Origin of the sequence: Pseudoxanthomonas kaohsiungensis (assembly GCF_010211765.1) — a bacterium.
GTDB classification, from domain to species: Bacteria; Pseudomonadota; Gammaproteobacteria; order Xanthomonadales; family Xanthomonadaceae; genus Pseudoxanthomonas; species Pseudoxanthomonas kaohsiungensis.
The window spans coordinates 381,372-399,840 of the sequence record NZ_PDWO01000001.1; the positions used below are offsets into that span (position 1 = coordinate 381,372).

Annotated in this window: 20 protein-coding genes; 11 read left to right on the forward strand and 9 right to left on the reverse strand. The window is 69.8% G+C overall.

Going from position 1 to position 18,469, the window contains the following annotated elements:
• Positions 1-79: 79 nt before the first annotated feature.
• Positions 80-862 (forward strand): ferredoxin--NADP reductase, encoded by a 783-nt coding sequence (locus CSC66_RS01730; RefSeq protein ID WP_162375606.1) that lies wholly within the window; start codon positions 80-82, stop codon positions 860-862.
• A gap of 13 nt (positions 863-875) precedes the next feature.
• On the opposite strand, the gene CSC66_RS01735 is transcribed toward CSC66_RS01730, so the two are convergent.
• Positions 876-1,370 (reverse strand): glutathione peroxidase, encoded by a 495-nt coding sequence (locus CSC66_RS01735; RefSeq protein WP_162375608.1) that lies wholly within the window; start codon positions 1,368-1,370, stop codon positions 876-878.
• Positions 1,371-1,635: 265 nt separating this feature from the next.
• Between CSC66_RS01735 and CSC66_RS01740 the strand changes: the two genes are divergently transcribed.
• Entirely contained in the window at positions 1,636-3,825 is a 2,190-nt protein-coding gene (locus tag CSC66_RS01740; protein ID WP_162375610.1) for a M3 family metallopeptidase, read from the forward strand.
• A 193-nt stretch (positions 3,826-4,018) separates the two neighbouring features.
• Here CSC66_RS01740 and cfa read toward each other — a convergent pair whose 3' ends face one another.
• The 3 genes from cfa to CSC66_RS01755 are packed head-to-tail and all read right to left on the reverse strand — an operon-like array spanning position 4,019 to position 6,339.
• Positions 4,019-5,140 (reverse strand): cyclopropane fatty acyl phospholipid synthase, encoded by a 1,122-nt coding sequence (gene cfa / locus CSC66_RS01745; RefSeq protein ID WP_162375612.1) that lies wholly within the window; start codon positions 5,138-5,140, stop codon positions 4,019-4,021.
• A 12-nt stretch (positions 5,141-5,152) separates the two neighbouring features.
• Positions 5,153-5,998, reverse strand: a complete 846-nt coding sequence (locus CSC66_RS01750) for a DUF3298 and DUF4163 domain-containing protein (protein WP_162375613.1) — start codon at positions 5,996-5,998, stop codon at positions 5,153-5,155.
• Positions 5,999-6,054: 56 nt separating this feature from the next.
• Complete coding sequence (locus CSC66_RS01755; protein ID WP_162375615.1) at positions 6,055-6,339, reverse strand: GNAT family N-acetyltransferase; 285 nt, start codon at positions 6,337-6,339, stop codon at positions 6,055-6,057.
• A gap of 181 nt (positions 6,340-6,520) precedes the next feature.
• Here CSC66_RS01755 and CSC66_RS17430 point away from each other — a divergent pair, with 181 nt between their 5' ends.
• The gene (locus CSC66_RS17430; protein ID WP_202935572.1) at positions 6,521-6,688 is read left to right on the forward strand and encodes a hypothetical protein; all 168 of its coding nucleotides are present in this window, start codon (positions 6,521-6,523) and stop codon (positions 6,686-6,688) included.
• Positions 6,689-6,774: 86 nt separating this feature from the next.
• On the opposite strand, the gene CSC66_RS01760 is transcribed toward CSC66_RS17430, so the two are convergent.
• The gene (locus CSC66_RS01760) at positions 6,775-7,032 is read right to left on the reverse strand and encodes a hypothetical protein (RefSeq protein ID WP_162375617.1); all 258 of its coding nucleotides are present in this window, start codon (positions 7,030-7,032) and stop codon (positions 6,775-6,777) included.
• 43 nt (positions 7,033-7,075) lie between these two features.
• Between CSC66_RS01760 and CSC66_RS17770 the strand changes: the two genes are divergently transcribed.
• Positions 7,076-7,675, forward strand: coding sequence for a hypothetical protein (locus CSC66_RS17770; RefSeq protein ID WP_162375619.1), 600 nt, complete (start codon positions 7,076-7,078; stop codon positions 7,673-7,675).
• Between the two features lie 7 nt (positions 7,676-7,682).
• On the opposite strand, the gene CSC66_RS01770 is transcribed toward CSC66_RS17770, so the two are convergent.
• Positions 7,683-8,303: a rhomboid family intramembrane serine protease gene (locus CSC66_RS01770; protein WP_162375621.1), complete on the reverse strand. Its 621-nt coding sequence runs from the start codon at positions 8,301-8,303 to the stop codon at positions 7,683-7,685.
• Positions 8,304-8,312: 9 nt separating this feature from the next.
• Positions 8,313-9,932 (reverse strand): POT-type proton-dependent oligopeptide transporter, encoded by a 1,620-nt coding sequence (locus CSC66_RS01775; RefSeq protein ID WP_162375622.1) that lies wholly within the window; start codon positions 9,930-9,932, stop codon positions 8,313-8,315.
• Between the two features lie 151 nt (positions 9,933-10,083).
• Between CSC66_RS01775 and CSC66_RS01780 the strand changes: the two genes are divergently transcribed.
• The 4 genes from CSC66_RS01780 to CSC66_RS01795 all read left to right on the forward strand — a co-directional run bounded on the left by CSC66_RS01780 (position 10,084) and on the right by CSC66_RS01795 (position 13,992).
• A complete protein-coding gene (locus CSC66_RS01780; protein WP_162375624.1) occupies positions 10,084-11,919 on the forward strand; it encodes a M14 family metallopeptidase in 1,836 nt (611 codons plus the stop codon).
• 24 nt (positions 11,920-11,943) lie between these two features.
• Positions 11,944-12,807 (forward strand): endonuclease/exonuclease/phosphatase family protein, encoded by an 864-nt coding sequence (locus tag CSC66_RS01785; protein ID WP_162375626.1) that lies wholly within the window; start codon positions 11,944-11,946, stop codon positions 12,805-12,807.
• Between the two features lie 115 nt (positions 12,808-12,922).
• Positions 12,923-13,489 (forward strand): type 1 glutamine amidotransferase domain-containing protein, encoded by a 567-nt coding sequence (locus CSC66_RS01790; RefSeq protein ID WP_162375627.1) that lies wholly within the window; start codon positions 12,923-12,925, stop codon positions 13,487-13,489.
• 38 nt (positions 13,490-13,527) lie between these two features.
• Positions 13,528-13,992 carry an MliC family protein gene (locus CSC66_RS01795; RefSeq protein WP_162375629.1) on the forward strand — a complete coding sequence of 155 codons (465 nt, stop codon included), beginning with the start codon at positions 13,528-13,530 and terminating at the stop codon, positions 13,990-13,992.
• A gap of 96 nt (positions 13,993-14,088) precedes the next feature.
• Here CSC66_RS01795 and htpX read toward each other — a convergent pair whose 3' ends face one another.
• On the reverse strand, positions 14,089-14,964 hold the full coding sequence (htpX, locus tag CSC66_RS01800) for a protease HtpX (protein ID WP_162375630.1): 876 nt from the start codon (positions 14,962-14,964) through the stop codon (positions 14,089-14,091).
• 80 nt (positions 14,965-15,044) lie between these two features.
• Between htpX and gluQRS the strand changes: the two genes are divergently transcribed.
• From gluQRS to phaR, 3 genes are all read left to right on the forward strand, one after another.
• Positions 15,045-16,013, forward strand: coding sequence for a tRNA glutamyl-Q(34) synthetase GluQRS (gene gluQRS, locus CSC66_RS01805; RefSeq protein WP_379655837.1), 969 nt, complete (start codon positions 15,045-15,047; stop codon positions 16,011-16,013).
• Between the two features lie 27 nt (positions 16,014-16,040).
• Positions 16,041-16,781 carry a beta-ketoacyl-ACP reductase gene (gene phbB / locus CSC66_RS01810; protein WP_162375632.1) on the forward strand — a complete coding sequence of 247 codons (741 nt, stop codon included), beginning with the start codon at positions 16,041-16,043 and terminating at the stop codon, positions 16,779-16,781.
• 86 nt (positions 16,782-16,867) lie between these two features.
• Positions 16,868-17,386: a polyhydroxyalkanoate synthesis repressor PhaR gene (gene phaR, locus CSC66_RS01815; protein ID WP_162375634.1), complete on the forward strand. Its 519-nt coding sequence runs from the start codon at positions 16,868-16,870 to the stop codon at positions 17,384-17,386.
• 182 nt (positions 17,387-17,568) lie between these two features.
• Here the strand turns inward: phaR and CSC66_RS01820 are convergent, their stop codons facing one another.
• Positions 17,569-18,462, reverse strand: a complete 894-nt coding sequence (locus tag CSC66_RS01820; protein WP_162375636.1) for a M48 family metallopeptidase — start codon at positions 18,460-18,462, stop codon at positions 17,569-17,571.
• Between the last annotated feature and the right edge of the window lie 7 nt (positions 18,463-18,469).

The window sequence follows — 18,469 nt, forward strand, 5'->3', positions numbered from 1 at the left end:
TGGCGCCCTGATCCTGCGCAAGGCCGGCCCCGGCCGGTCGGCTACAATACGCGGCGAACATCCCCACGCCGCATACCCGATGTCCTCCGCCTACGGCACCGAAACGGTGCTCGACGTCCGTCACTGGACCGACGACTACTTCAGCTTCACCACCACCCGCGACGACGGTTTCCGCTTCGAGAACGGCCAGTTCGTGATGATCGGGCTGGCCACCGAGGGCGGCAAGCCGCTGCTGCGCGCCTATTCGATTGCCAGCGCCAACTGGGAAGAGCAGCTGGAGTTCTTCAGCATCAAGGTCCCCAACGGCCCGCTGACCTCGCGCCTGCAGCACATCCAGCCCGGCGATACGGTGCTGGTCGGGCGCAAGCCCACCGGCACCCTGCTGATCAGCGACCTGCATCCGGGCCGCAACCTGTACCTGCTGGGCACCGGCACCGGCCTGGCGCCATGGCTGTCGGTGGTCAAGGATCCGGAAACCTACGAGCGCTTCGAGCGCGTGGTCCTGTGCCACGGCGTGCGCAGCGCCGGCGACCTGGCCTACCGCGATTACTTCGAGAAGGAGCTGCCCAACCATGAGCTGCTGGGCGAGATCATCCGCGAGAAGCTGCTGTATTACCCGGCCGTCAGCCGCGAAGACTTCCCCAACCACGGCCGCCTGACCGACCTGATGGCCAGCGGCCAGATGATGCGCACGCTGGGCCTGGACCCGCTGGCGGCCGAGCACGACCGCGCCATGATCTGCGGCAGCCCGCAGATGCTGGCCGACTTCCGCGCCCTGCTCGATGGACGCGGCTTCACCGCCTCGCCGCGGATCGGCACCCTGGGGCAGTACGTGTTCGAGCGCGCCTTCGTCGAGAAGTAAGGCGCCGGCCTTGTCAGCGCGGCGGCCGGGCCAGTGCCCGGTCGATCGCGCCCAGCAGCGCCTCCGGGCGCGTGCGCGGTGCGTAGCGCGCCAGCACCCGGCCGTCGCGGCCAACCAGGAACTTGGTGAAGTTCCACTTGATCGCGCCGGTGCCCAGCAGGCCGCGCTTCTCGCGCCGAAGCCAGGCCCACAACGGATGGGCGCCGGGGCCGTTGACCTCGACCTTGGCGAACATCGGGAAGGTCACCCCGAAGTTGAGCGCGCAGAAATCGCGGATCGCCGCTTCGTCGCCCGGCTCCTGGTGGCCGAACTGGTCGCAGGGGAAGCCCAGCACCGCCAGGCCCTGCCCGCTGCGCTCCCGCCACAGCTGCTCCAGCCCCGCGTACTGGGGGGTGAAGCCGCAGCGCGAGGCGACGTTCACCACCAGCAGTACCTGTCCGGCGAATTCGGACAACGGCCGCTGGTGGCCGTCGATGTCGGTGGCGGTGAAATCGTAGGCGACGGTCATGGGCGGTTCGCGGAGGATTCGAGGCCAGCATAGCCCGCCGCCGGCGGAAGGTGTCTGGCCTTGGCCCTGTCGCCAGCCCCGGAAACAGCACGGCCAGCCAAACGCCTGGTCTCCGGCTTCGTGGATCGCACCGCGCTTCGAGACGCCCGGGACCGGGACCGGGACCGGGACCCGGGCCGGGCCCGCGCCCGTGTCTTTCGTCACGGGCGGTCGCCCCGGCGGGCGGGTTAGATTCAACGGAATCTTTCCCGCAGGATCCGTTGTAATGAAGAAGACCGGCCTTTACCTGGCGCTCGCCGCCGCCCTTGGACTTGGCATGACCGCCTGCAACCGCACCGAAAGTCCCGCCGCCGGCGCCACCGCCGAGCAGGCCGCCCCGGCCACCCAGGACAACCCGTTCTTCGTGCAGAGCGAACTGCCGCTGCAGTACCCGCACTTCGACCGGATCAAGGACAGCGATTTCGGCCCGGCCTTCGACGCCGGCATGGCCGAGCAGCTGAAGGAAGTGGAGGCGATCGCCAACAATGCCGAGGCGCCGACCTTCGACAACACCATCATCGCGATGGAGAACAGCGGCCAGGTCCTCGATCGCGCCGCCACCGTCTTCTTCAACCTGTCCAGCACCGACACCAACGACGCGCGCAAGAAGCTCGACGCCGACTACTCGCCGAAGTTCGCCGCCCACCGCGATGCGATCTACCTGAACGGCAAGCTGTTCGAGCGCGTGCAGGCGCTGTACGACCAGCGCGACACCCTCGGCCTGGACGCCGAAGGCCTGCGCCTGGTCGAGCGCTACTACACCGACTTCGTCCGCGCCGGCGCCAAGCTGTCCGACGCCGACAAGGCCAAGCTCAAGGACATGAACGCGCAGCTGGCGACGCTGGGCACCCAGTTCGACCAGAACGTGCTCAACGAGGTCAACGCCTCGGCGGTAACCTTCGACAGCGCCGACGCGCTGGCCGGCTCGTCCGAAGCGCAGATCGCCGCGGCCGCCGCCGAGGCCAAGAAGCGCGGGCTGGACGGCAAGTACGTGGTCACCCTGCTCAACACCACCGGCCAGCCGCCGCTGACCTACCTGAGCAACCGCGATGCGCGGCAGAAGATCTTCGAGGCGTCGATCGCCCGTGGCAGCCGCGGCAACGAATACGACAACACCGGCGTGGTCGCCCAGGTGATCAAGCTGCGCGCCGACCGCGCCGCCCTGCTCGGCTACCCGAACCACGCGGCCTACGCGCTGGAAGACGCCACCGCCAAGACCCCGCAGGCGGTCAACGACATGCTCGGCAAGCTGGCCCCGGCCGCGGTGGCCAACGCCACCCGCGAGGCGGCCGAGCTGCAGAAGATGATCGACCAGGAGCAGGCGGCCAAGGGCGAGCCGACCTTCCAGCTGGAGCCGTGGGACTGGGCCTACTACAGCGAGAAGGTCCGCGCGGCCAAGTACAACTTCGACGAGTCCCAGCTCAAGCCGTACTTCGAGATGAAGAACGTGCTGGAGAACGGCGTTTTCTTCGCGGCAACCCAGCTGTACGGGATCACCTTCAAGGAGCGCACCGACCTGCCCAAGTACCGCGAGGACACCTGGACCTACGACGTCTTCGACGCCGACGGCAAGCAGCTGGCGATCTTCATCTTCGACCCGTACGCGCGCGAATCCAAGCGCGGCGGCGCGTGGATGAACTCCTACGTCTCCCAGTCCAAGCTGCGCGGCACCCAGCCGGTGGTGGCCAACCACCTCAACATCACCAAGCCGGCCGACGGCCAGCCCACGCTGATGACCTGGGACGAGGTCACCACCACGTTCCACGAGTTCGGCCACGCCCTGCACGGCATGTTCTCCGACGTGACCTACCCGTACTTCAGCGGCACCAGCGTGCCGCGCGACTTCGTCGAGTTCCCCTCGCAGGTCAACGAAATGTGGGCCGACTGGCCGTCGATCCTGGCCAACTACGCCAAGCACTACCAGACCGGCGAGGCGATGCCGCAGGCGCTGCTGGACAAGGTCCTGGCGGCGAGCAAGTTCAACCAGGGCTTCGCCACCACCGAGTACCTCGGCGCGGCCATGCTCGACCAGCGCTGGCACCAGCTCGGCGCCGACAAGGTGCCCGACGCGGCCGGGGTGATGCCGTTCGAGGCGCAGGCGCTGAAGGACGACGGCATCTACTTCCGCCCGGTGCCGCCGCGTTACCGCACCCCGTACTTCAGCCACATCATGGGCGGCTACGCGGCCGGCTACTACGCCTACATCTGGTCCGAGGTGCTGGACGCCAACACCCAGGCCTGGATCCGCGCCAATGGCGGCCTCAAGCGCGAGAACGGCGACCGCTTCCGCGCCACCCTGCTCTCGCGTGGCGGCAGCAAGGATGCGATGCAGCTGTTCCGCGACTTCGCCGGCCACGACCCGAAGATCGAGCCGCTGCTGGAGAAGCGCGGGCTGGACGCGGCGCCGCCGCGCTGATCCCATCGCCCTGCCACATCGACTGCGCCACCTCCGGGTGGCGCAGTCGTTTCCGGCGCCGGGTTTTCCACAGGCGGTGTGGATGACGCCTGCACAAAGCTGTGGATAATCGCCGGCGCGCCAGGCGTGGCGCGGCTGTCAAGATGACTGGCGTTTTTTTCGCCGCCGGTGCCGGTGGCCGCGCGCCCGGGCCTCAACGCGGCGCGAGGTAGCCGCCGGGCACGCCCCGCGGCGACAGCACCAGTTGCCAGAGCTGCGCGCGCCGCGTGCGGAAGCTGGCCATCGCACCGGCCAGGTAGAACCGCCACATGCGCCGGAAGCGCTCGTCGTAGCGTGCGTCCAGTCGCGGCCAGGCGGCCTCGATGTTGGTCCGCCAGGCCTGCAGGGTGCGGTCGTAGTCGGTGCCGAAGTTGTGCCAGTCCTCGACCACGAACAGGCCTTCGCTGGCGGAGGCCACCTGCGCGGCCGACGGCAGCATCGAGTTGGGGAAAATGTAGCGGGCGATCCAGGGATCGGTGTGGTGGGTCGAGACGTTGCGGCCGATCGTGTGCAGGAGGAACAGTGCATGCGGCGGCAGGCAGCGCTGGACCACCTCGAAATAAGTGCGGTAGTTGCGGTCGCCGACGTGCTCGAACATCCCGATCGAGAACGCCGCATCGAAGGGTTCATCGAGCTCGCGGTAGTCCTGCAGGCGGATCTCCACCGGCAGCCCGGCGCAGAGCTTGCGCGCGAAATCGGCCTGTTCGCCGGAGATGGTCACGCCCACCCCGGCAACGCCGTAGCGTTGCGCCGCGAACTTGAGCGCCTCGCCCCAGCCGCAGCCGATGTCGAGCACGCGCATGCCGGGCCGCAGCTCGAGCTTGCGGCAGACCAGGTCCAGCTTGGCCTCCTGCGCCGCATCCAGGTCGCCTGCCTGGCGCCAGTAACCGCAGCTGTAGACCAGCCGGGAGCCGAGCATGGCCGCGTACAGGTCGTTGCCCAGGTCGTAGTGGCGCTTGGCCACTTCGGCGCTGCGCGTGCGCGACTGGCGGTTGGACAGGCGCGCCAGCAGCGCGTCGCCGACCTCGGCCAGTGCATGGACGCGCTCGTCCAGGCGTGCGTCGATCAGGCGGGCAAGGAAACCGTCCAGCGAACGCGCATCCCACCAGCCGTCCATGTACGACTCGCCGAGCCCGAGCGACCCCTGCGCCAGGAGGCGCGCGTAAAGCCGGTCGTCGTGTACCTGCAGGTCCCAGTCGCGTCCACCGTCCACGCGCACGCCCGCTTCGTCGAGCAAGGCCTCGATCCGGCGGCGCGAGCGCGATGCGGCGGACATGGGACGGTCGGCCTAGGGTACGAACAGCGGACTCACATCGGGCGCCAGGAGCGGCTTGAGCACCGCCGCCGGCACCTCCACGCGTTGCACGCCGTCGGCGTACGGTCCGACCTGGTAGGGCGGGAACACGAAACGCAGCGCGGCGATGCGGCCGTCGGCCGCCGGCACCGGTTCGAACTGGGCGAAGTTCTCGGGTACCGGACGGGTGCCCTCGTCGATCATGCGGAGCGCCACGGCCAGCAGCCGCTCGCGATCGCCGGATTCGAGCGCCTCGTCGGCGGCGCGCGTGTGCGCCGCTGCACCCAACTGCTCGCCGACGTAATCGGCCACCGACCGCCAGCCTTCGGGCGAGGCCAGCAGGTCCTGCGCGGTCAGCATGCGCTGCTGGCGCGGCAGCCAGACGAACCTGGCCAGCAGGGGCTGGCCATGGGCACCGCCGGTGTACAGGCTGCCGTCGGCCGCCACCGCCACCACCTCGCTGCTGCGCATCACCTCGCGGAAGCCCAGCGACAGCTCGTAGGGCGCGGTCGGCTTTTCCCGCAGGCCGGACACGGCCTGCATCAGTTCGGCGCGGGCCGCCTCGGCGTAACCGTGGAGGGCGCGGGCCAGTCCCGGGTCGGCGGCCGCGCCCGGCGGGTAGCTGATCCCGACCACGTAACGCGGGTCGGTCTCGATCACATCCTCCAGGGAGACCGGCGCTTCGGCGGCCGCCACGGGAGCCGAAGGTTCCGGCGCGGCCGCGGCGGCGGGCCCCGGATCGGGGGTCGCCGGGACCGGGTCGTTCCCGCGCTGGCAGGCTGCCGCCGCAGGCAGGAGCAGCAGGGCGAGGACGATCCGGATGGGGCGGTTCAGGGTCATGCGGCACCTCCTTTGTGCAATACGGAAAGCCTGCCGACCGCAGGCCCGGGGAGCGGTCAGCCGGCCACCATTCCGGCGTACGCCGGATGGCGGGCGACCCAGGCACGTGCATAGGCGCAGGCGGGAACAACCCGCCAGCCCTGCTCCCGTGCATGTTCGAACGCCGCCCGCACCAGGTGTCCGGCGATGCCGCGGCCGCCAATGGCGGCCGGGACCCCGGTGTGATCGATCACCAGCCTGCCGTCCTGGACGCGGTAGACGAGCTCGGCCTGGTGGCCTTCCACCTCCACGTGGAAGCGCTGGCGGCCGGGGTCATGCTCCACGGAGGGAAGGTCGGTCATGGCGGCTCCTCGGAGGGTGGCGGCAGAAGGCGACGTCCTGCGTCACATTCTGGCCTGAACACCGCCAAAGCGGGGTGACGACATTGCTGAACAGGTGGCTGCGGCGGGCTTACGGGTTGGCACGGGTTGTGCGTTGATTCAGGCAAGCGATACCGAGCCAGATTCTGCAGGGAACCTCACCATGAATGCACTGGAACACAACAGCCCGACCGACTTCGCCAGCGATTCCTCGCTGCTCGAAGGTCTCTACCAGCTCGTCGTCAACGGCCACACCGATGGCTGGGAGTTCGAGCAGCTCGACAGCGTGGTCTACGAGCGGCTCAAGCACGCCTACGCCGTGACCAACTGAAGGGGGAAGGACGAAGCAGCGCGGAAACGCGCGCTTGCGTCCGGGGGCAGCTCCGTCGGCGGCGGGGCTGCCCTTTTTGTTGATGGCTACCGGTGATCGCGCTTGCGCTGGTTGCGCCGGTCATGGGTGCTGACGCTGCCCTGGATGGCCCGCATCCGGCTTTCCCCGGCGTGCAGTTCGCGAAGCCTGGCCTCGGCCTCGGCCGATGCGTGGTCGGCAGCGCCGACGGCCTGCGGCGCGGCGTGCGGATCCTCCAGTTGCCTCCATGCGGGCGTTTCCCGGGCCTGCTCCTGGTGCGCCTGCAACAGTTCGCGGGTACGGGCCAGCGCCTGTTCCGGGGTCAACGGCGGCGCCTTGCGGCGGCCTCCCGCGGCGGGGCGCACCGCCTTGCGCGACTTGGCTCCGGTGGCGGCGCGGCGTGACGGCATCACGGCCTTCGACGCCGCCTTCTTCGCGATCGCAGCCTTCTTCGGTGCCCCCGCCTCGACCACCGTCCTCGTGCCGGTGGATACCTTCCCGGTCGATGCGTTCCTGGTGGCGACTTTCCTGGTCGCGGTCTTCCTGGTCGCGGTCTTCTTCGTCGCGCTCTTCTTCGCGGCAGTCTTCCGGGCGGCAGACTTCTTGCTCGCAGACTTCTTGATGGCAGGCTTCTTTGCTGCGGTCCTCTTGGCTACAGCCTTCTTGGTCGCGGCCTTCCTGGCGACACCCGACTTCTTCGCCACCACGCCCTTGGCCGCAGATTTCCTGGCCGTAGCCTTCTTGGCCGTAGCCTTGAGCGGCTTCTTCGTGGCGAGCTTGCGCGTGGCCGCACCCGCTCCCGATCTTGCGGCAGCCTTCTTCGCCGGCGCCTTGCGCGCCGGCCTGGCCGCTTTACTGGATGTCGCCGACTTGCCGCCGGCAGGGGTCCGCTTGCTCCGGGTTGCCATCTCCGCCTCCTCTGGCCTGGACGCGGATCACCGTGGCATGCCCCGCATTCACGCCAGGTGAGCGCGACTCAGAGGTTGAAGCTCGGATTCAGCAACTGCTCCATGAACACCTGCACCAGGCGCGGCTCCATGGCCAGCATGAACATGACGCCGAACGCCGCGCCGGCCAGGTGCGCGCTGTGGTTGATCCGGTCGCCGCCCTTGCGGTCCATCCAGATGCTGTAACCGACGTAGAACACCGCATAGAGGATCGCCGGCGCCGGGATGAAGAACACGAAGATCAGCGACCACGGCGAAATCAGGATGAAGGCGAACAGCACCGCCGACACCGCGCCGGAGGCGCCGAGGCTGAAGTAGTTGGGATTGGCGTGGTTCTTCAGGTAGCTGGGCAGGATCGAAACCACCAGCGCCGCCAGGTAGAACAGCGGATAGGTCAGGGCGCTGCCGGTCAGCTCCCGCATCACCTGCTCGATCAGCCGACCGAAGAAGAACAGCGTGATCATGTTGAACAGCAGGTGCGGGAAGTCCGCATGCAGGAACCCGTAGCTCACCAGGCGCCAGTACTCGTGCCGCCTCGAGACGGCCGGCGGCCACAGGATCAGCCGGTCGACCAGGCGGCGGTCCTTGAACGCCAGCCACGACACCAGCGCGGTGGCGGCGATCAGGATGAGGGTGACGGGAGACGACATCGGGCGGCCTCAGGCGACGCGGTAGTTGTCCTGCATCGGGTAGCGGCGCGCGTAGGCGGCGAACGCCAGCGCGGCCACGAACGCGAAGCCGGCGAAGAAGAACATCAGGAAGGCGTTCTCGCTCAACCCGGTGCCGGCGATGCGGCCGAGCACGGCTTCGTTGCGGATGCCGAAATTGGTCAGCAGTACCCACAGGCTGCCGAACGTGCTGGTGAGGTACCAGAACGCCATGATCACGCCCTTCATGGCGTGCGGCGCCTGGCTGTAGGCGAATTCCAGCGCGGTCGCCGAGACCAGCACCTCGCCGAAGGTCAGCAGCAGGTAGGGCAGCGCCTGCCAGGTCAAGGAGACCTGCTGCCCCCCGTCGAGCCACAACTGCAGGGCGCCGGCCACGATCCAGGACAGGCCGGAGATGGCGATGCCCCAGCCCATCCGGCGCAGCGCCGTCGGCTCCCAGCCCAGCCGGCGCAGGGCCGGATACAGGACCAGGTTGTTGAACGGGATCAGCAGCATCACCAGCAGCGGGTTGAGCGCCTGCATCTGCGCGGCGTCCTTGATCAGCCAGCTCGGCCACCAGGCGGCGTGGTGCGGGATCACCATCTCGCGCCCCTGGATGATCCAGGTCGACGCCTTCTGGTCGAACAGCGACCAGAACGGGGTCACCAGCGCGAATACGATCAGGATGCGCAGCACCGCGCGCACGCCGTCGACCGCCGCGTCCGGATGCAGGCCGCGCGCACGCTCGAGCTGCATCGACGCGCCCCAGCCGCCGAACGCGATCACCACGCCCAGCGCCAGGCACGCGGAGATGACGAACCCGAAGTCCGGCCACCATGCGGGGGCGGCACCGGCCAGCGACAGCGCCCACAGGCCCAGCAGCGCGACCGCCAGCGCCAGGCCGGCCATCGCCGCGAAATAGCCGGGCCGGCCTTCGCCTTGGCGCTGCGTGCGCAACGCGGTCTTGACCACTTCGAAGAAGCCATGCGGATCGTTGCCCGACGGCGGCACGTGGACGTAATGGCGGCGCCCCAGCCAGAACACGAAGGTGGCGATGAACATCAGCACGCCCGGAATACCGAACGCCACCGCCGGCCCCCAGTGCCGCAGGAACAGCGGCGCCAGCAGCGAGGCGAAGAACGAGCCGAAGTTGATGATCCAGTAGAAGGCGTCGAAGACCAGCTTGGCCTTGGACTTGTTGCTCTGGTCGAACTGGTCGCCGCAGAAGGAGACCACCAGCGGCTTGATCCCGCCCGAGCCCAGGGCGATGAGGAACAGGCCGGTGTAGAAGCCGGTGGCGTTGTTCTCGAACAGCGCCAGGCAGGCATGGCCGGCGCAGTAGACCAGCGAGAACCAGAGGATGGTGTGGTACTTGCCGAAGTAGCGGTCGGCCAGCCAGCCGCCGAGCAGCGGGAAGAAGTACACGCCGATCACGAACATATGGAATATGTCCTTGGCGGCGGTGTCGCGCTCGGGGCCCTCGGGCAGGTAGGCCAGCAGGATGGAGCTGATCAGGAACGGCACCAGGATGTTGCGCATCCCGTAGAAGCTGAACCGTTCGCAGGCCTCGTTGCCGATGATGTAGGAAATCTGGCGCGGCATGCGCCCGGTGTCTGCGGTGGCTGTGCTCATCGGCGGTACGGCTGCAAAAGAAGCCGAGGGTACCCGAAGAGCGGGCGGCACCGGAACCGCCGGGGAGCCCGGCACGCGCCACGGCGCAAGCGCGTGGCTGCCTGCGGTGCGCCACGCTGGCATCATGGGCCACCCCCCGCCGGAATCCCCGATGTCCCGCCGCTACCGCCCGTCGAGCCCCTCCCCGACCCGTGCGCTGGCCTGCTCGGCCGCCCTGCTCGCCGCGTGGGCCTCCAGGGCCGCGGCCCCCGCCCCGGCGCTTGCGGCCGCGCCTGCCGAGCCGCTGACGACCGTGGCCGAGCGCAGCGGCTTCCAGCACACCGGACGCTACGAGGAGGTCGCCACGCTGGCCGCCGCGTTCCAGGCGCGTTATCCGGACCGTGTCGCCGCGCGCAGCTTCGGTACCACCCCCGAGGGCCGGCCGATGCAGCTGCTGGTGGTGACCGCGACCGGTGCGTTCGACGCGGCCGAGGCCCGCCGCCGCGGGCTGCCGGTGGTACTGGTCCAGGGCGGCATCCACGCCGGCGAGATCGACGGCAAGGACGCCGGCTTCCTGGCCCTGCGCCAGGTGCTCGAGGGCCAGGCCGCGCCCGGCGCGCTGGACAAGGTGGTGTGGCTGTTCGTGCCGGTGTTCAACGTCGACGGCCACGAGCGCTTCGGCGCCTGGAACCGCCCCAACCAGCGTGGCCCGGTGGAGATGGGCTGGCGCACCACCGCGCAGAACCTGAACCTCAACCGCGACTACCTCAAGGCCGACGCGCCGGAGATGCGCGCGATGCTGCGCCTGGTGCAGGAGTGGGATCCGCTGGCGATGGTCGACCTGCACGCCACCAACGGCGCCCAGTTCGAGCACGACATCTCGTTCCAGGTAGAGCCCCTGCATGCCGGCGATCCGGCGCTTCGCGCCATCGGCCGGCAGTGGCGCGACGCGGTGATCGACGACGCCCGGCGCCACGGCTCCCTGCCCCTCCCGTTCTATCCCTCGTTCGTGATCCAGGACGACCCCGCCTCCGGCTTCGAGGACGGCGTGGCGCCGCCGCGCTTCTCGCATGGCTATTTCCTGCTGCGCAACCGGCTCGGCATGCTGGTGGAGACGCACTCCTGGAAGCCCTACCCCGAGCGCGTACGGACCACGCGCAACGCGATCGTCTCGGTGCTGGGGCAGATGGCGCGGCACGGCGCGCAGTGGCGGCACACGGCATTGGACGCCGATGCGCGCGCCACGCGGCTGGGTGGCCAGGAGGAACCACTGGCATGGAAGGCGACGCAGGATTCGCGCACGGTCGATTTCCGCGGCTACGCCTACACCCGCACGCCCTCGGACGTGTCCGGCGCACTGATGACCCGCTACGACGAAACCCGGCCGCAGGTCTGGCAGGTGCCGTTGCGCGACCAGGCCGTTCCCGTCCTGACCGCCGTCGCACCGGCGGCCGGCTACCTGGTGCCGCCGGCCTGGGCGGAGTTCGTGCAGCCGTCGCTGGAGGCGCACGGCGTCGCCTTCCAGCGGCTCGCCGCGGACTGGCCGCAGGCGCCGGTACAGGCGTTCCGGGCCGACCGCGCCAGGACCGATGCGACCTCCACCGAGGGCCGCCAGCGCCTGGCGCTCGAAGGCGCCTGGAAGCGCGAGCCACGCGACGTCGGCACCGGCGCGCTGTTCGTGCCGGTCGCGCAGCCGCTTTCGCGCCTGGTGCTGGCGCTGCTCGAGCCGCAGGCGCCCGACTCACTGGCCGCGTGGGGCCGCTTCAACCTCGCCTTCGAGCGCAAGGAATACATGGAAGACTACGTGGCCGAGGACGTGGCGCGGCGGATGCTGGCGGCCGATCCTGCGCTTCGCGCCGAGTTCGAGCGCCGCGTGGCGGCCGATCCGGCCTTCGCCGGCGATCCCGCCGCGCGCCTGGACTTCTTCTACCGCCGCCATGCGTCCTGGGACGAGCGCTACGGCCTGTATCCGGTTCTGCGCCTGGACCAGCCGCCGCCGGGCACCTGATTCCGAACGACCCGCGAGCCTGACATGAGCCTCCCGCCCCGCCTCGCCGTACGACTGCTGCTCTGCGCCGTGCTGCTGCCGGCGCTGGCGGGGGCCGCAGCCAAGGCAGGAGGCGAGGCGCGCGCCGCCGCGCCTGAATTCACCCTGGTCACGCTCAACCTGTACCACGACCGCGACGACTGGCCGAAGCGCCGCGTGCAGATCGTGAACACCCTGCGTGCGCTGGAACCGGACGCGATCGTGCTGCAGGAGGTGCTGCAGCACGAGGGCCTGCCCAACCAGGCCACCTGGCTGGCGCGGGAACTGGGTTACCACTGGCACTTCGTCACCACCGATCCCCCCAGCCACGCCCGTCGCTACGGCAACGCGCTGCTGAGCCGCCAGCCGCTGATCGAGCAGGGCGAGACCCTGCTGCATCCGCTCGACGACCACCGCACCGCCGGCATGGCCCGGGTGCTGGTCGACGGCCGGCCGCTGAACCTCTACTTCACCCATCTCCACTCGGCACCCGACGGCGGCGCCATCCGCGCCGGGCAGCTCGCCGACCTGATGGCGTATGTCGAGGCCACGTCCGACGGCATCGCTTCGGCGATCGCCGGCGACTTCAACGCCGAGCCAGGCGCCCCCGAACTGGCCGCGCTTCGCGAAGGCTGGGACGACGCCTGGGCCGCGCTGCATCCCGACGTCGACGAGGAAGCGGCGAGCACGCTCAATCCGGCCTACTTCGCCAGCCCGGCCCGGATCGACCACGTCTTCCTCCAGCGCGGACTACTGCACCCGCTGAAGGCCGAGTTGCTGTTCACCACGCCCGATGCCGCAGGCACGTGGGCGTCCGACCACCGCGGCCTGCGGGTCCGCTTCCGCATCGACGATCCGGCCACGCACTGACCCGGGCAGGCGCGTGCACCCGTCGTCGGTTTAATGCTTTGCATACATCGCCTTCGCGCCGGGCAGGAGCGGGCGAGGCCATGCTGGCGTGGCCAACCCAACATGGAGGTATCCGATGAGTCACCTGACCGGCAAGCGCGTCGCCATCCTCGCCAGCAACGGCTTCGAGGAATCCGAACTGCTCGAACCGATGCGTGCATTGCGCGACCATGGCGCGGAAGTGGACGTCGTCTCGCCCGAGAGCGGCAGCATCCAGGGCTTCCGCCACTTCGACCGCGGCCAGAGCGTGCCGGTCGACCGCGATGTCGCCGAGGCGAGCGCGGCCGACTACGACGCGCTGGTGATCCCCGGCGGCCTGTTCAATCCCGATGCGCTGCGCCACGACGCCGATTCGATCCGCTTCACCCGCGCCTTCTTCGAGGCCGGCAAGCCGGTCGGCGCGATCTGCCATGGGCCGTGGGTGCTGGTGGATGCGGACGTCATCGACTCGCGCGAGCTGACCTCCGTGCCCAACATCCATCGCGACCTGGAGAATGCGGGCGCCCGCTGGGTCGACCGCGAAGTGGTGGTCGACCAGGGCCTGGTCACCAGCCGCACGCCTAAGGACCTGCCGGCCTTCTGCGCCAAGCTGGTGGAGGAAATCGCCGAAGGGCGCCACGCCGGCCAGGCGGCCTCGGCATGAGGCCTGCGGCGCCGAGCGGCAGGGACGATCGTCGCGCGGTGCGCGCATGCGCACCGTGGCGCCTGGCGGCAGTGGCATGCCTGGCGGTGGCGGCGAGCGCCTGCGGCCGCGACGACCAGGCCGCACCCGGACCCGCGACCGATCCGCCGCCAGCCGATACCGCGGTGATGCGGCCAGCGCCGGCCTCGCCGGCGACCGAGGCCGCCCTGCCTGCGTCTTCGCCGCCACTGCTGCCGCCGGGCGGTCCGGCGACCCCGGCGCAGGCGCAATGGAAGTGCGCCGACCAGCGGATCGCCGTGCGCCTGGATGCCGCCTCGCAAAGCCTCAGCCTGGTCCACGAGCGCGGCCAGCTGGCGCTGCCACGGCGCGAAGCGGCGTCCGGCGCCCGCTATGCCGACGCCAATGGCAACGAGTTCTGGGACAAGGGCGATACCGCCACGCTCACGCTCTCCGGCACGCCGCCCCGCGCCTGCACCCGGGTCGAGAACGGTCTCGCGGACTGAGCGCCTCCGCCAGGCGCGCTGACGGCGCCCGCATGCGCAGAGGCCCGCCCGGGATGCGCGGGCGGGCGTCGTGGCCCCGGCGTGCCGCCGGTGGAATCAGGCGGCGGTCGAGGCGCGCAGCGCGGCGATCCGCTCGGCCAGCGGCGGGTGGCTCATGAACAGCTTGCGCAGGCCCTGGCCCACGCCACCGGCGATGCCGAAGGCCTCCACCTGGGCCGGCAAGGTGCTCTGGCCGTGGTTCTGCGACAGTCGCTCGAGCGCGGCGATCATCTTCTGCCGGCCGGCCAGCTGCGCACCACCGGCATCGGCCCGGAATTCGCGGCGACGCGAGAACCACATCGCGATCATGGTCGCGAACAGGCCGAACACCATCTCCAGCACCATCACGATGGCGAAGTAGGCCAGGCCGCGACCCTCGCCTTCCCGGTTGCCCGACAGGAAACTGTCGACGATGCCGCCGACCACGCGCGCCAGCACGATCACGAAGGTGTTGAGCACGCCCTGCAGCAGGGCCATGGTCACCATGTCGCCGTTGGCCACGTGCGCGACCTCGTGGCCCAGCACCGCCTCGGCCTCGTCGGCCTCCATCTGCCGCAGCAGCCCGGTGGAGACGGCCACCAGGGCGTTGTTGCGGTTGGCGCCGGTGGCGAACGCGTTGATCTCCGGCGCGTCATAGACGGCGACCTCCGGCATGCCGATGCCCGCGGCCTGCGCCTGCCGCTGCACGGTGGCCACCAGCCAGCGCTCGGTCTCGTTGCGCGGCTCGGTGATGACGTGCGCGCCGGTGGCGCGCTTGGCCAGCCACTTGGACATCAGCAGCGAGACCAGCGAGCCGCCGAAGCCGAACAGCGCGGCCATCACCAGCAGCCCACCCATCTGGTTCGGGTTCACGCCCAGGAAGGACATGATGATGCCGGCCAGGAACAGCACGGCCAGGTTGGTGGCGAGGAACAGGGCGATACGGCTGAACACGGCAATTCTCCGGGGGGTTGGCTTGTCGCCGGAGTTATGGGAGCGGGCCGGCTTGAAATCAAGCCATCGCCGCCGCGACCATGGCCCGGATGCAGGACGCGCCCACCCCACCCCGCCCGCCGCGCAGCGGTTCGCCCGACACGCCCGCCGGCACGGGCTACCGAGGGCGATTCGCCCCTTCGCCCACCGGGCCGTTGCATTTCGGCTCGCTGCTGGCGGCGTTCGGCAGCTGGCTGCTGGCCCGGCATGCCGGCGGCCAGTGGCAGGTGCGGATCGAGGACCTGGACCCGCCGCGCGAGGTCGCCGGTGCGGCGCAGGCGCAGCTGGACACCCTGGCCGCCTTCGGGCTGGAACCGGACCTGCCGGTGGCCTGGCAGAGCGAACGCCATGCGCTGTATCGCGCGGCGCTGGACCGCCTGCTCGCCGGGGGACGGGCGTTCGCCTGTTCCTGCAGCCGCAGCGAACTGGCCGCCCAGGGCGGCATCCATCGCCACTGCGTCGCCACCGCGGCGCGGCCGCGCCCCGCCTTCCGGCTGCGGGTGGCCGACGGCAGCGTGGTCGCCTTCGACGATGCCCTGCAGGGACCGGTGCGGCAGGACGTCGCCAGCGAGGTCGGCGACTTCGTGCTGCTGCGCGCCGACGGCTGCTGGGCCTACCAGCTGGCGGTGGTGGTCGACGACGCCGAGCAGGGCATCACCGACGTGGTCCGCGGCGCCGACCTGCTCGATTCCACGCCGCGCCAGATCCTGCTGCAGCGCGCGCTCGGCCTGCCGACCCCGCGCTACCTGCACCTGCCACTGGTGGTGGACGCGCACGGACACAAGCTGTCCAAGTCCAGCGCCGCGATGCCCGTGGACGCCGGCGACCCGCTGCCGGCGCTGCGCCTGGCCTGGTCGCTGCTGGGCCAGGATCCGGCACCGTTGCGGGGCATCGCCGGCCGCGATGCACTGCTGCGGTGCGCGCGCCACGCCTTCGATCCGATACACCTGACGCCGCGCTTGCACTTTCATCAGGCCACCACTACAACTGCGATGGAACAGCCTGAATAGCCATCAAGAGCCTCCGGGAGGGGTCCAATGAACAGTCGCGTCGCGTTCGTCACCGGCGGCACCGGCGGCATCGGTACGGCCATCTGCAAGAAGCTGGCCGACATGGGCCACCGCGTGGCCACCAACTACCGCAACGAAGAGAAGGCCAAGGCCTGGCAGGCGCAGATGAAGGCCGACGGCTACGACATCGCCCTGGTCAAGGGGGACGTGACCTCGCCGGACGAAGCCCAGGCGATGGTCGCCGAAGTGGAAAAGACACTCGGCCCGGTGGAGATCCTGGTCAACAACGCCGGCATCACCCGCGATGGCACCTTCCACAAGATGACGGCGCAGCAGTGGAACGACGTCATCAACACCAACCTCAATTCTGTGTTCAACGTCACCCGCCCGGTGATCGAGGGCATGCGCGAGCGCAAGTGGGGGCGGATCATCCAGATCAGCTCGATCAACGGCCTCAAGGGCCAGTACGGCCAGGCCAACTACGCCGCGGCCAAGGCCGGCATGCACGGCTTCACCATTTCGCTGGCGCGCGAGAACGCCAAGCTGGGCATCACCGTCAATACGGTCTCGCCCGGCTACGTGGCCACCGACATGGTCATGGCCGTCCCGGAAGAGGTGCGCGCCAAGATCGCCGCCGACATCCCGACCGGGCGCCTGGGCAAGCCCGAGGAGATCGCCTATGCGGTCGGGTTCCTGGTCGACGACCAGGCCGCGTGGATCACCGGCTCCAACCTCGACATCAACGGCGGCCACCACATGGGCTGGTGAGGGTCAAGCCGGACCTGCGGCAGTTGCATGCGCTGCTGCGGTGCGCCATGCTCGGCCCCTCTTGAAGTCCAGTCCGCGAGCGCCCGATGGCCGCCACCCGCATCATCAAGAAGTACCCGAACCGCCGGCTCTACGACACCGAGATTTCCAGCTACATCACCATCGAGGACGTGCGCCAGCTCATCCTCGACGGCGAATCGTTCGAGGTCCGCGACGCCAAGAGCGGCGAGGACCTGACCCGTTCAGTACTGCTGCAGATCATCGCCGAGCAGGAGCAGGACGGCGAACCGATGCTGTCTACCCAGCTGCTGAGCCAGATCATCCGCTTCTATGGCGACTCGCTGCAGGGCTTCATGGGCAACTACCTCGAGCGCAGCATGACGCTGTTCCTCGAGCAGCAGCAGACCTTCCGCCAGCAGATGGGCAACCTGCTCGGGCAGACGCCGTGGACGGCGATGAACCAGCTCACCGAGCGCAACCTGGAACTGTGGCAGGAATTCCAGCGCGGCCTGGCGGGCAACCTGGGCCGGCCCACCGGCACCGGCGCCGGAACGCGCGGCGAACCGGAGCGCGGCAGCGGCACCAGCGGCAAGCCCCGGCGCTGAAGTCCGCCAGGCGCGGCCTGCCGCGCTTCCCTCGCGCGCCACGAGGGCCCGGATCGGACCCGGGCCGCGTAGAGCGGGGCTTGCCCCGCTGCCCTGCGGCTAAGCCAGGCGACCGGCGCCCGACGCCCGTGCAGCGGGGCAAGCCCCGCTCTACATCCTTCCCTGCAGGGACCAGCCCCGCCTTACCGGCAGAACTTCTGGCGGTATTCCATGGCCTTGGGCATCAGCGACTGCAGCGTCTGGATCCGCGTGCCCGGGTTCGGATGGGTCGAGGCGAACTCCGGTGGCGCCTCCCCGCCCGACGACTGGCTCATGCGCTCCCACAGGCCGATGGACTGCTGCGGGTCGTAGCACGCCGCCGCCGCCAGCATCAGGCCGACCTCGTCGGCCTGGGTCTCGTGGGTGCGCGCGTACGGCAGCAGGTAGCCGTAGCCCATCGCCGCCATCACCATCTGCTGCTGCTGCGGATCCATGCCGCTGGCCGCGCCTGCCATCTGCCCGATCTGCGCCAGCTTCTGCTGGCTCATCCGCTGCGCGCCGTGCCGCAACAGCGCGTGGGCGATCTCGTGCCCCATCACCACCGCCATCGCGTCCTCGGTCTGCGCCACCGGGATCAGCCCGGTGTAGACCGCCATCTTGCCGCCCGGCAGGCAGAACGCGTTGGCCTGGTCGGACGGGATCACGTTGACGTCCCATTCGAACTGGCGCCAGTGCTCCGGCGCGGCCATGCCGTGCTCGGCGGCCAGTTCGGCCGTAACCTCCGGCACCTTGGCGATCAGGCGTTGGGCGATCGCGGCAACCTGCTGCGTGGTCGGATCGCTCTTCGGCAGCGGCCGCTCCTGCGAGAGGATCTCCTGGTACGCCTGCAGGCCCATCGCCCGCTCCTCGTCCGGGCCGATCGAGCCGTCGATCAGCACGGTCTCGCCCGTGTAGGGATCCTCGGTGCGGTTGGTGAAGTAATAGCAGCCGCCGTAGACCAGGAAACCGAGCAGGATCAGCCAGCGCAGGCTGCCCAGGCCGACGCCACGGCGGCGCGGCGCCTGGCCTCCGGACTGGCCGAACGGATCGTTGCGCATCGCTCCA